Here is a 12,404-nt window from a genome sequence, read left to right as displayed (position 1 = left end):
TTTAAATTGGTTTTTGGCAAATTGATATTGATTTTTGAAATTGACATTGAAAATCATCTTCTCATTGGTTGGTTGTCTGGTCTAAAATAATCTCGAATTTCTAGTACTAAATCTTCAAATTTATCGAGTTGTTCTTCATTACAAACGGCTTTTAATTTTTTGGCTTGTTCAAAATGTAATAATTCGATTAGATATTCATTTTGAGAAACTTTTTTGGCAAGCTGAATTATTTTAGTTTCATCCGAATTTTTATTGAACATTTCTTGGTTCATTGCATCTTTATCTACTCGAATGATTTCTTTTAGAGCAGTTTGTTTTTCAAAATTTTGCTTTCTAATTGCATCAAATTGAGCTACTTGATTGTCGGTTAGATTCAGTTCTTTTTTTAAAATTCCAGAAACGTCGTTGTATTCTTCATTTTTCGGAAAAAGTAACGGTTCGTGATGTGGCTTCATTTCTTTAAAAATGAAAAAACCAATCAAGGCGATATTTAGCACAACTAAAAGGATAATTGTTCTAATAAATATTTTTTGTTTTGCAAAAATATCCATCGGTTAGTTGTTTGAAGTTATCAATAATTCGTTGGCAATAGTTTTGTATTTTGTTCCTTTATCTTCCGATTTTGTGTCAACTGTTTTTAATGAATTCCAGACAAAACCTGCGTTTATTACTATCAAAACCAAAACCACTAAATTGAATTTAGAAACCGAATTCGATTTAGATAATCGGGCATTATCCAATTTATTTTGGAAATTTACTTCCCAATTTTCTGATGGTTCTATGTTTTCTATAGTATCAAAATTTTGCATTACGTTTTTCATATCTTGTGTGTTCATATTAGGATATTTTATTTAGACGATTGTTAGTTTAAGTTCTGGCATTTGTGTGAATTATTTTTTCAAAATCACATTTAAATCAGTTGTAACTTTCTTTTTGGCACGATAAATCAAGCTTTCAACGGCAATAGTTGTGGTTTTCATAATTTCGGAAATTTCTTGATTGGTAAAACCATCAATTTTACTTAATGTAAAAGCAATTCGTTGATTATCTGGCAATTGATTTAGTATTTTGTTAATTATCGAAAAAGTATCGGAAGTTTCTAGATCTTCATCGGGTTGTTTTCCGCCAGCAATCCAATTGGCAACATCATCAATATGAAGGATTTTACCTAGAGATGAAATTCTTTTTTTGCGGTTGCGTTTTTTAATTGCGTCAAGGCTTTTGGTAACTGCAATTCTATAAATCCAGGTCGAAATTTTAGATTCGCCACGAAAAGAGTGAATGGATTGAAAAACTTCTATAAAAACATCTTGCGATACATCTTCGGCGTCTTCTTTGTCTAACAAAAAACGGTAGCAGGTATTGATAACGCCATGTTTGTATAGCATTACAAGTTCGTTAAAAGCCAGTTTATCGCCAGATTTTAAGCGTTGCAACCAAGTTGCGTCTGTCAATTTAGAGAAGTTTTGCCTTTGGTAGTCATCGTTTAATTTTCTATAAAATTAGACGATTTTTTATTTTAATTCTGGCAAAGATGATTGATTATAAAACTTTGTGATTTGTTTAATGACAACCGCAATCGTCATCGCCACAGTTTTTTTTAGGTTTCTTTTTACCAAAAAACTTTTGGTACAAAAAGGCTAGTGCGATAACCAAAACTATGTAAACTAATATTTCTTGAATGTTCATAATTGTAACTATTAAAAATAAATTCCGCCTCCAATAGCGATAAAATTATAGGTTGGAGTTGCAATTTTTAAATGTTCAAATCCTAATGCAAAAAAATAATTTTTTCTGTGAAACTTACTTTGAATTTCAAATGCATTTACTGGATAACCATTTATGTTGCTCCATTTTGTTGAAGCTAAAAAGCTAATTTGATTTCCCATAAAATACTCTGCATTTAATCCATAGGATAATCCTGCTTTTTTTACCTCATTTCCAACATAAGTTGCGCCTAGATTCCAACCAAAGTTAAATTTTTCAAATCGAATTCTATCATAATTTAAGTTAAATTGAAATAAGGAAAGACGATTATTTGTTTTGTCAATTTCATTAAACTCGAACAATTGATGAAAATCAGATTGTAAATAAAAATACTGAAACGGACGAATTTTAGCTTTCAAATGATTGCCATATAGATTGTTATCGCTGTAAACAAAACTGTTTTCTAGATCAAATCGTGCTTTGTTTTTAATTACTAAAGCTGAGTCTGAAGTTTCAAAATTACCTGATTTTTTGTTGTAAAAAGGATAAGAAGTTAGGTTGCTATACAGATGATCTTCGTTTTTATAATCGCCAATAAATCCATATTTAAAGATGCCCAAAGTAATGTTTAAAAAAAGTGAGACAAACAAATTTGGTTCACCATTTGAAGATGATTTTGACGAATTAGATTGCGAATTAGTTTGACTCTTTGTAGAACTTGAATTGAGTTCTTTTTTAGATCTATCTAATTTATTTTGCCCTAAAAGTGTTACAGAAATTAGAACAAAAAATAAGACTACTATTTTTTTCATAAAAAATAACTTTCTACGATTGCATCAAAAATTGAACCAAATTATTTTAAGAATTGATAGGCTAAAAGTGCTGTTATATAGGCAAATCCACTCATGAAAACTAGTTGAATTATAGGCCATTTCCATGAATTGGTTTCTTTTTTTACAATAGCTAAAGTGCTCACACATTGCATTGCAAAAGCGTAAAATAACAATAAAGAAATTCCTGTTGGAAAATTAAAAACTTTGCTACCATCAGCATTTATTTCTGCAGCCATTCGGTTTTTTATGGTGTCCTCTTCGTCGCTATGACTTCCTACGCTATAAATTGTGGCTAAAGTTCCCACAAAAACTTCGCGAGCCGCAAACGATGTTACTACGGCAATTCCGATTTTCCAGTCATATCCTAAAGGTTTTATAACTGGTTCTATTGATTTTCCAATAATCCCAATATAGGAATGTTCTAGTTTATATTCGGAAACTTTGTCTGGAATTACCGAAGGATTTATTTTTAGTTTACTTGTATATACATCATTTTCAACTATTTTCTGAGCATTTTCAAAATCCTTACTCGGACCATGTGAGCCCAAAAACCACAGAATAATTGAAATAGCTAAAATGATTTTTCCAGCTCCAAAAACGAATGCTTTTGTTTTTTCAAGAACATTAATTCCAACATTTTTTAGTAACGGAACTTTGTAACTTGGCATTTCTACTACAAAATAGGATTTGGAACGTATTCTTAAAACTTTATTAAGAAGGTATGCTGAAAAAATGGCTACTGTAAATCCCAAGAGATACAAAACCATCAAGGTCAATCCTTGTAAACTAACAAACCCTAAAACTTTCTTTTGCGGAATTATTAGCGCAATTAAAATGGCATAAACTGGTAATCTTGCAGAACAAGTTATGAAAGGTGTAACTAGAATTGTGATTAATCTTTCTTTCCAATTTTCTATATTTCGCGCACCCATTATTGCAGGAATTGCACAAGCGGTTCCAGAAATTAAAGGCACAACGCTTTTTCCAGAAAGGCCATAACGACGCATTACTTTGTCCATTAAAAAAACTACACGACTCATGTAACCGCTTTCTTCAAGAACAGAAATAAAGAGAAATAAAAATGCAATTTGTGGAATAAATATTAAGATTCCGCCAATGCCAGGAATGATTCCTTCGCTAATTAAATTAGTGAATTCTCCAGACGGAAGATGGGTTTTAGCATATGAGGCTAAATTTGCAAACGAACTATCAATCAAGTCCATGGGATAACTTGACCATACAAAAATAGATTGAAAAATGGCAAATAAAATAAAGAAAAATATAAAATAACCAAAAACTCTGTGGGTTAAAACGCGGTCTAATTTTGCTCTAATATCCGATGCTTTTGAGTTGTCAATAGTTTGTCCAATTTTTAAAGTGTCGTTTATAAATTGGTAACGTTTTATGGTTTCTTTTTGTTGTAAACGTTTTAAGTCGGCATGCGATTTAGTAAACGAACTTTTCATTTCGTTACGTTCTAAGTTTAAGAAATTTACGTCTTGGGTAATCACCAGCCAAAGTTTATAAACCAACTGGTTTGGAAATGCTTTTCTTAATTTGTCAAAATATTCTTGATCAATTGAAGAAGCATTTAAGCAAGGTTGTGTAGAAAGTGATTTGTAGTTTAAAATTAATTCTTTAATTCTTTCAATTCCTATATTTTTTCTTGAGCTAACAAGCGCAATTTTCGTCTTTAATTCTTGTTCTAGATGCGGAATGTCTAGTTCAATTCCTTTTAATTTCATTCGATCACTCATGTTAATGACCAAAATAGTTGGAATTTCTAAGTCTTTAATTTGAGTAAACAGCAATAAATTTCGTTTCAAGTTTTCAACTTCGGTAACTACAACAACAACATCCGGAAAATTTTCATCTTTTTTATTCATCAACAATTCAATCACGACATTTTCATCAATTGAACTTGCGTTTAAACTGTATGTTCCAGGTAGATCTAGAATAGTAGCTCTTGTGTTTTCAGAAAGCTTGGAGGTTCCAATTTTCTTTTCAACAGTAATTCCAGGATAATTTCCAACTTGTTGGTGCAAGCCAGTAAGCTGATTAAAAACCGAAGTTTTCCCAGTGTTTGGATTTCCAATTAAAGCTACTTTGATATTTTCTTGCGCCATTAATTTTTAGGTTCAATGACCACCGTTATTTCTTTAGCAGTTTCCAACCTAATTGCCACATGAGAATCATTAACATTAAAATACAACGGACAACCAAAAGGTGCAATTTGAATTAATTCTACAGAATTGCCAGGAAGACAACCCATTTCGAGAAGTTTCATAGGGATTTCATCGATATTAAAATCGGAAATAATTCCTTTTTGGCCAATTTTTAGTTGAGCAATTGTAGTTTGCACGGCTTTATTTAGATTGAATTAAAATACAAAAGTACGAATTTGCAATGTAAAAACTATGATAATTATCAAGTTTTAAGTTTTTATTTAAAGATGTTTACGATAAAATTAAGGGTTTAGTTTTAAAAACAAGACTACTTTTCTTCTTCACACAATATAGTTATGTCTTCTAAAAGCTGTTTTACATTTTTAATTCCGGGTTCGGTTGGACCATCAAGATTAGTACCGTCATAAAAACCGCGAACTCTTCTTTTAGAATCTACCAAAACAAAATTTTCAGTATGCACCATATCATACATTTCTGATGGTTTCCCAGTTTTTACAGCCAAGTATGATTTTCTTGCTATGTAATAAATGTCTTTTTTATTTCCTGTAACCAAGTTCCATTTACTATCAATTACACCTTTTTCAAGCGCATATTTTTTTAAAACCGGAACGCTATCTATATCAGGAGTTACACTATGTGATAGCAATAAAACTTTGGGATTGTTCTTTATTTTATTTTGAAGCCAAACCATATTATTAGTCATTTTTGGACAAATTGATTGGCAAGACGTAAAGAAAAAATCGGCTACATAAATTTTACCTTCATAATCTTTTTGAGTAATTGTTTTTCCGTTTTGATTGGTAAAAGAAAAATTGGCAATGGTATGATCGATAGCAACATATTGAATTGTAGAATCAACTAATTCTGGGTTTACATCACTTGGATTGAATATAGCAAGATGCGGTTTAGGTTTTAAAACAGTGTAAAAAGCACTAATTGTAACAATCGAAAAAATCACAAAAAAACCAATAAATATCTTATATTTTTTGAGTTGAGAAAGCATTTTTTTTGCAAAGTTACAAAACAACTTCTGTATTTTTAAATTTCAAATCTTAAACCTAATCTTCATTAAGGGTTTTTTAACATTTTGTTAGTTAAAAATTAATAGATTTGTAGAAACAATCAAAAAAATAATATGAAACTTCAAACTACAATTAAGTTTAGCTTCTTGGCAGCAAGTTTATTTGCGATTCACCAAGGAAATGCTCAGCAAAAAAAACCTGGTTTAGGCATTGATTTAATGGACAAATCAATTAGACCAAATGACGATTTTTTCAAATTTGTAAATGGAACGTGGTTAAAAAATACCGAAATTCCTGCCGACAAAACACGTTGGGGTAGCTTTGACGAATTACGTCAAAATACAGATAAAGATGCTTTGGCAATTTTAAACGAAGCAACTAAAAATCCAAAATACAAATCCAATACCGATCAAGGAAAAGCAATTAATATGTACAAAGCCGCTATGGATACTGTGGCTAGAAACAAACAAGGAATTGCACCTCTAAAACCGTATTTAGCCAAAATTAATGCGGTTAAAAACATTCAGGATTTGCAAAAATTAATGATGAATGAAGAGGCCAAAGGCGGTGGAGTTGGTTTCTTTGGTGTTGGAGTTGGATCTGACGAAAAAAACAGCACAAGAAATATAGTGAGTCTTGGACCTGGACCATTGGGTTTACCAGATAGAGATTATTATGTTTCTGAGGATAAAGATTCTAAAGAAAAACGTGAAAAATATGTACTTCATGTAGCAAAAATGTTACAATTTTTGGGTGAAAAACCAGCTCAAGCCAAATTGGATGCCGATAGAGTTTTAGCACTAGAAATTCAAATGTCTACACCAAAATTAGACAGAGTAGAAAGAAGAGATAGTAAAAAACAGTACAATCCTACTTCAATTGCAGATTTACAAAAAATGCTTCCTGTTGTTGACTGGAATACCTATTTAAAAGGAGTTGGATTTGCTAAAGTAGATACAATTATTGTAGGTCAACCAAGATATATGGCTGCATTGCAAACAATTTTTAAAGAAAATAAAGTAGAAGATTGGAAAGCCTACATGCGTTGGATGTTATTGAGAAGTTCTGCGGGTCAATTGTCTACAAATATTGAAACGGCCAATTGGGAATTTTATGGAAAAACATTGACTGGAGCTTTAAAACAAAGACCACGTCATGAAAAAGCACTTCAAGTTGTTAATGGAACTGTTGGTGAAGCATTAGGAAAATTATATGTAGAAAAAATGTTTCCTGCTGAGGCAAAAGATAAAGCGTCTAAAATGATTAAGAATGTAATTCGCGCTTATGAAATTAGAATAAATAATTTGACTTGGATGTCGCCAGAAACAAAATTGAAAGCGATAGAAAAATTGAATAAATTAACTATAAAAATAGGATATCCAGACAAGTGGGAAGACTATTCGGCGTTGGTTATAAAAAGTCCAGAAGAAGGCGGAAGTTATTTTGATAACATAAAAAATGTTTCAAGATGGGGATGGCAAAAAGATTTAGACAAATTATATAAACCAGTTGATAAAACAACTTGGGGAATGTCACCACAAACGGTTAATGCCTATTACAATCCTTCTTATAATGAGATTGTGTTTCCAGCAGCAATTTTACAACCACCATTTTACGATTATAAAGCTGATGAAGCAGTAAATTATGGCGGAATTGGAGCTGTAATTGGTCATGAAATCTCTCACGGATTTGACGATCAAGGTGCAAGTTACAACGCAGACGGAAATCTTATTGATTGGTGGACAGCAGAAGACTTAAAACAATTTACAGCACTTGGAACTTCCTTGGCAGATCAATATTCGGCTTTAGAACCATTGCCAGGAATTCACGTTGATGGTAAATTTACATTAGGTGAAAACATTGGAGATTTAGGCGGAATTAATGCAGCTTATGACGGATTGCAATTGTACTTAAAAGAAAATGGAAATCCAGGATTGATAGATGGTTATACACCAGAACAACGTTTGTTTATTTCTTGGGCAACCGTTTGGAGAGGGAAAATTCGTGATGAGGCTTTGAAAAATCAAGTAAAAACCGATCCACATTCGCCAGCAAATTATCGTGCTTATATACCATTGTTAAACTTAGATACATTTGTGCAAGCATTTAATATTAAAGAAGGTGACGGAATGTATGTTGCTCCAGAGAAACGAGTGAAAATTTGGTAGAAAAATTAATTATAAAAAAGGCGCAATTTATTTATTGCGTCTTTTTTTTGTTCTAAATAAAGAAATGTAAAGAATGAAGAAGTTAATATTGTTTGTTTTATTGTCAAATTTCATAGGATTTTCTCAGGAAAAAATGGAGTTAATTTATAAAGTTACAAGTGATGAATCGATGTACAATTCAACAGACGAAAATTCGAAATTGATTAAAGAATATATTCTAAAAATGGAGCAAGAGTTGGAAGATCTAACCTTTTCATTGCGAATTAATGGAAAGGAATCATTATGGTTTTTACATGATAAAATGTCCTATTCTCCAACACACATGGGAAGGATTTTAGGTGGAGACAGTAGCTTTTTTTTTGATTATGCTTCTAAAAATTATATTGAACAGAGAATATTTATGGATAATTATTTCATAATAAACAAATTACAAAAAGAGTTTAACTGGGAATTAGTTAATGAAACCAAACAAATATTAGGTTATACTTGTTATAAAGCAGTTTCCAAAGAGATTATAATAATTAAAGGCGAAGAAAAAACATTTTATACAATTGCTTGGTATGCACCAGCATTAAAATATAAGATTGGACCACAAGATTTTGGTGGATTAGACGGATTAATTTTAGAATTAACTGATAAAAAAAGAAAATATTATTGTACTGAAATTCTCTCTCCAGAAAAAACGCCAATTTATATTCTTGAAAAACCTACTAAAGGAAAAATAGTTACAGACGAGCAATTCTTAAAAGAAATGAATAGAATAGGAGAAGAAAAAGGGCTTCCTAGTTTTAAGGATTGATTTTATAATTTTTAATCAATCCAATAACACTAACAATTGCCCAAGTCGCTTCGAGCAATACAAACGGAATGTAATCAATAAGATAAGAAGCAAAACAAGCTATACTCGCACCAATTATATTGAGTAAATAAAATAACTTTCCGTTGTTAGCAATAAACGAAAACATGTTTAAAAAGTAGGCAATAAGAATTATTCCAACACCAATTGTTCCTATTAAATCATTGAAATTCATAGTGTTTTATTTTTAAAGGCATAATTTAAAACTGATGTAATTTTATCACTCAAAATAGTTTTTCCAATAGAAATTTTACTCTCGTCAAATTCGGGTATTGACAAATTTAGTTCGGTTGCTTTTTGTATGTAATATTCTTTTCTTGTTGGATGAAATGGTGTTACAGCATTAAAAATTTCATCAAAACAATTTTCTTCTATTATTGTTTTTATAATTCCGATACAATCTATTTGATGAATTAAATTTATTGGTGCTTCAGGATTTTCTATATTTTTTCTACCGGCTAAAAATTTAATTGGATGTCTGTCTTCGCCAATTAATCCGCCAAATCTTATAATTGTAGTTTTAAAATTTTTATTGCTTTGCACAAGTTGTTCCGATTCTAGTAATTGTTTTCCGCTTTCGGTATTTGGTTCTGGTTTATCTAATTCTGTCACACCCATTGCAGTTGAAGCGTCGTCTGCATAAACTGAAGTTGAACTGACAAAAATTAATTTTTCAATAGAAGACTTTTCTATAAAAGGAATTAAACTTTGAATTTTCCCAACAAAATTTTCTTTAGAATCACCACGTAATTTAGGAGGAATATCAACAATTAATAATTCGGAATTATTTAAAAATTGTTCTATTGAAATTTTCGTTTCAGCAGACATTTCGACTGCGCTCAGTGAGACAATAAATGGAGTAATTCCAGTTTTTTCTAAAATCGAGATTTTCTCTAATGAAGTTGTAGAGCCATTTACTGAAAATCCTTTTTCCAACAATGATTTTGCTAATGGCAACCCCAACCAACCACAACCTAAAATGCTTATTTGTTTCATAATGAAGATTCAAATTTTTGCCACAAAGCCGCAAAGGCTCAAAGTTTTTTATTGTATAAATTTGTTAAATCCGTTTATTCTTTGGCTGCTTGTTTTAAACTATCAATTGCAATATTTAAAGTGTTTTTTGGAGGTAAATATCCTGGCATAATTTGAAGTTTTTCGCTCGGTTTTATTTTCTCTTTAATCACAATCGCATCATTTAAAACAAATGGCGTAGCAATCATCCAATCTTTTCTTTTTGCCATACTGAATTGCGAATTGGTCATTAAATCAAACGAACTTTCAACTAAATTCATATCCAGTTTATCAGTTTTTGAAATAATAAATTCTAATTCCAAAGGAATGTTATCTACAACATAATAACTCAAAATTTTATTAGAGTTTTTGCTTATAATATTACTTTTTAATTCAATCGATTGTACTCCATTGGCTTTTAAAGCACTAATTTTTGTATTTGAAAAAATATCGTATCGATTCACTTTTCGGTTAGGTGTAATGATGATTTTCAGATATCGTTTCGTTCCAATCACTGAATCTTTTAAAAATTCTATCGTTGGTTTTGCAATATTTTTTAGTGGTGCAGCTGCCATAAAAGTAAATTCAGAACCATATTTACTGTATAATTTATTGGTGTTTAATGGCTTTGCGTCTTTTGGATTTTCACCCAAATAGGCTTTTGTCCATTCGTCTAAATTTTGATCATACGTTGCCCAATTGGCTTTGTTCGTATCTCCATTTAAAATGTAAACCAAACTATTAGGTTTAGCTTTTCCATAAACATAACCACTAGATTGATGTGCTTTTATGAAAAATCCGATGGCTACAATAAAAAACAAAATTGACCAGAGTCTCTTTTGTGTAAACGAACCAAAAATAGGTAACAACAATACAAAACTTAAAACTGTTAAAACCGCACTTCCAACCAAAATTTTTAATCCCAAACCAACAGGAAACATCTGGATAAATGGCACCAAAATAATTAAAGTTGGCAACGATAAAATAATGTTTATAAAGACATTCGACTTTTGCGTAAGCACAAAATAACCCAACATTAACGAACTAGAAATTACTGGAATAATTAAAAATCCTGCGCCTTGAAGTTTAAAAAATATTCCGATATTTAATAGCAACCAAATAAATAATGGCGCAATCGTTTGGTTCATTTCTGAATTTCTTTTGGAATCTCTTCTGTAAAATAAAAAGCAAATTGCCAATGACAAACATACAAATCCGTAAATGTAATCGTGACCGTTGTAGGTAAATCCGTGAAGAATATCGTTGTATTGTGGATAAATTGCAAGAATCGTTTTCCATCCCAAAAAGGTCACAATTCCAGAAACAAATAACGAACCCAAAAACGGAATAAAACCTTTAATAATTTCATCCAATCGTAAAAGTTGTTTTCCTAACCCGATGAAAATAAAGATTAAAACCAATCCAAAAGCAATAATTAGCATTGGCAAAATACAATCGAAAGGATAATTCACAAACAAGAAAGGAATGTTGAAATAGACTTTATCGGAGGTAGAATTTAAGTTGGTTAAATCGGCATTCGAAAAATGTGTTAGTAACGGAAATAAATAAGCACCTTGATGTGCCAAGGTTTTTGGATCTAAATGTTCGTAACTATCTTGAACGGTATGATAGTTAAAATGACTGTCAATAAATGCAAAATTATAACCTTGAATTTTTCCGCTTTCTCTAAAAACGGTCAAATCAGTATCGTTGGGTAACATTTTATAAATGCTGTACATTAACGAATTAGAAACCGGATAAGTAGTGTTTCCGGCTTTAAAACCATCAACCATTTTAGCATTTCCTTGGTTGGTTTCCATCAACATATAACTTGGTCCAGACGATCCACGAGCTTCAAAATTTAGCACCAATCCAACTTCTTTTGCCCATTTATGTTGCGTTACAAAAAGTGCTGCACCGTTCAATCCTAATTCTTCAGCATCAGAAAAAAGAATGATAATATCGTTTTTGTGTTTGGATTTTGTATGCAAAAAAGCACGAACACTTTCTAGAATTGTTGCCACTCCTGATGCATCATCGCTTGCACCTTTTGAAAACGAATGTGGCGCCGAATCATAATGTGAAAGCAGCAACAAAGCTTTGGTATTATTTGTCACGCCGAGCGCAGTCGAGGTGCTTTTAATTCGTGCCAAGATATTTTTAGATTTTACCAAAGTACCTTTTTCGGTCATCGTAAATCCTTCTTGAAGCGAAGTTTCCAATCCTAAATTTTGCAATTCCTTAACCAAGTATTGCGCAATAACTTCATGATTTTGCGAACCAACATAATGCGGTTTGGTCGTCATTTCTTTCACTTTTACTAAAGCACGTTTGGTCGAAAATTCCGAAAGTGGTGCTTCTGTTGTGTCATAACTTTGAGGCATCATAACATAAAAAATGCCAAATAAAAGTGCCACAAGCACTAACATTATATATAGAGAAGAGTAATTTTTTTTCATTTATTCTAAAATTATTTCAATATCGTTTAAGATACATTATTTTTTTAAACCATTAAGAAATTAAGAAAAATTAAGCTAAAAGCAATTACCATAATTTCTATATTTTGTAACTCATATTTCTAACCTCGTGCCTCATATTTCGTACCTCGTACACACCTT

Annotated in this window: 12 protein-coding genes; 2 read left to right on the top strand and 10 right to left on the bottom strand. The window is 31.1% G+C overall.

Annotated elements, in window-relative coordinates:
- Positions 1-53: 53 nt before the first annotated feature.
- The 7 genes from ACH2CG_RS02450 to ACH2CG_RS02420 all read right to left on the bottom strand — a co-directional run bounded on the left by ACH2CG_RS02450 (position 54) and on the right by ACH2CG_RS02420 (position 5,729).
- Entirely contained in the window at positions 54-551 is a 498-nt protein-coding gene (locus ACH2CG_RS02450; RefSeq protein ID WP_395061848.1) for a Spy/CpxP family protein refolding chaperone, read from the bottom strand.
- A 3-nt stretch (positions 552-554) separates the two neighbouring features.
- Positions 555-836, bottom strand: coding sequence for a hypothetical protein (locus ACH2CG_RS02445; RefSeq protein WP_395061846.1), 282 nt, complete (start codon positions 834-836; stop codon positions 555-557).
- Between the two features lie 54 nt (positions 837-890).
- Positions 891-1,454 carry an RNA polymerase sigma factor gene (locus tag ACH2CG_RS02440; protein WP_395061844.1) on the bottom strand — a complete coding sequence of 188 codons (564 nt, stop codon included), beginning with the start codon at positions 1,452-1,454 and terminating at the stop codon, positions 891-893.
- Between the two features lie 246 nt (positions 1,455-1,700).
- On the bottom strand, positions 1,701-2,519 hold the full coding sequence (locus tag ACH2CG_RS02435; RefSeq protein WP_395061842.1) for a hypothetical protein: 819 nt from the start codon (positions 2,517-2,519) through the stop codon (positions 1,701-1,703).
- A 41-nt stretch (positions 2,520-2,560) separates the two neighbouring features.
- Positions 2,561-4,666 (bottom strand): ferrous iron transport protein B, encoded by a 2,106-nt coding sequence (gene feoB / locus ACH2CG_RS02430; RefSeq protein WP_395061840.1) that lies wholly within the window; start codon positions 4,664-4,666, stop codon positions 2,561-2,563.
- The gene (locus ACH2CG_RS02425) at positions 4,666-4,902 is read right to left on the bottom strand and encodes a ferrous iron transport protein A (protein WP_395061838.1); all 237 of its coding nucleotides are present in this window, start codon (positions 4,900-4,902) and stop codon (positions 4,666-4,668) included. Before ACH2CG_RS02425 ends, feoB begins: the two co-directional genes overlap by 1 nt.
- A 131-nt stretch (positions 4,903-5,033) precedes the next feature.
- Entirely contained in the window at positions 5,034-5,729 is a 696-nt protein-coding gene (locus tag ACH2CG_RS02420; RefSeq protein ID WP_395061836.1) for an SCO family protein, read from the bottom strand.
- 132 nt (positions 5,730-5,861) lie between these two features.
- Between ACH2CG_RS02420 and ACH2CG_RS02415 the strand changes: the two genes are divergently transcribed.
- Both ACH2CG_RS02415 and ACH2CG_RS02410 read left to right on the top strand, forming a co-directional pair.
- On the top strand, positions 5,862-7,916 hold the full coding sequence (locus ACH2CG_RS02415; RefSeq protein ID WP_395061834.1) for a M13 family metallopeptidase: 2,055 nt from the start codon (positions 5,862-5,864) through the stop codon (positions 7,914-7,916).
- A gap of 73 nt (positions 7,917-7,989) precedes the next feature.
- Entirely contained in the window at positions 7,990-8,715 is a 726-nt protein-coding gene (locus ACH2CG_RS02410; RefSeq protein WP_395061832.1) for a GLPGLI family protein, read from the top strand.
- On the opposite strand, the gene ACH2CG_RS02405 is transcribed toward ACH2CG_RS02410, so the two are convergent.
- From ACH2CG_RS02405 to ACH2CG_RS02395, 3 genes are all read right to left on the bottom strand, one after another.
- Positions 8,705-8,947, bottom strand: coding sequence for a hypothetical protein (locus ACH2CG_RS02405; RefSeq protein ID WP_395061830.1), 243 nt, complete (start codon positions 8,945-8,947; stop codon positions 8,705-8,707). The genes ACH2CG_RS02410 and ACH2CG_RS02405 overlap by 11 nt on opposite strands.
- Complete coding sequence (locus tag ACH2CG_RS02400) at positions 8,944-9,768, bottom strand: SDR family NAD(P)-dependent oxidoreductase (RefSeq protein ID WP_395061828.1); 825 nt, start codon at positions 9,766-9,768, stop codon at positions 8,944-8,946. The genes ACH2CG_RS02405 and ACH2CG_RS02400 overlap by 4 nt, the downstream gene beginning before the upstream one ends.
- A gap of 74 nt (positions 9,769-9,842) precedes the next feature.
- A complete protein-coding gene (locus tag ACH2CG_RS02395) occupies positions 9,843-12,245 on the bottom strand; it encodes a M28 family peptidase (RefSeq protein WP_395061826.1) in 2,403 nt (800 codons plus the stop codon).
- Between the last annotated feature and the right edge of the window lie 159 nt (positions 12,246-12,404).

Origin of the sequence: Flavobacterium sp., from assembly GCF_043778725.1 — a bacterium.
GTDB lineage: Bacteria > Bacteroidota > Bacteroidia > Flavobacteriales > Flavobacteriaceae > Flavobacterium.
This window is presented reverse-complemented; position numbering and strand designations above follow the sequence as displayed.

Bases quoted from the DNA above. Each gene is read 5' to 3' on its own strand.
- ACH2CG_RS02445 (WP_395061846.1), bottom strand. From the start codon at position 836: ATGAACACACAAGATATGAAAAACGTAATGCAAAATTTTGATACTATA.
- ACH2CG_RS02400 (WP_395061828.1), bottom strand. From the start codon at position 9,768: ATGAAACAAATAAGCATTTTAGGTTGTGGTTGGTTGGGGTTGCCATTA.
- ACH2CG_RS02420 (WP_395061836.1), bottom strand. From the start codon at position 5,729: ATGCTTTCTCAACTCAAAAAATATAAGATATTTATTGGTTTTTTTGTG.
- ACH2CG_RS02435 (WP_395061842.1), bottom strand. From the start codon at position 2,519: ATGAAAAAAATAGTAGTCTTATTTTTTGTTCTAATTTCTGTAACACTT.
- feoB (WP_395061840.1), bottom strand. From the start codon at position 4,666: ATGGCGCAAGAAAATATCAAAGTAGCTTTAATTGGAAATCCAAACACT.
- ACH2CG_RS02415 (WP_395061834.1), top strand. From the start codon at position 5,862: ATGAAACTTCAAACTACAATTAAGTTTAGCTTCTTGGCAGCAAGTTTA.
- ACH2CG_RS02395 (WP_395061826.1), bottom strand. From the start codon at position 12,245: ATGAAAAAAAATTACTCTTCTCTATATATAATGTTAGTGCTTGTGGCA.
- ACH2CG_RS02450 (WP_395061848.1), bottom strand. From the start codon at position 551: ATGGATATTTTTGCAAAACAAAAAATATTTATTAGAACAATTATCCTT.
- ACH2CG_RS02410 (WP_395061832.1), top strand. From the start codon at position 7,990: ATGAAGAAGTTAATATTGTTTGTTTTATTGTCAAATTTCATAGGATTT.
- ACH2CG_RS02405 (WP_395061830.1), bottom strand. From the start codon at position 8,947: ATGAATTTCAATGATTTAATAGGAACAATTGGTGTTGGAATAATTCTT.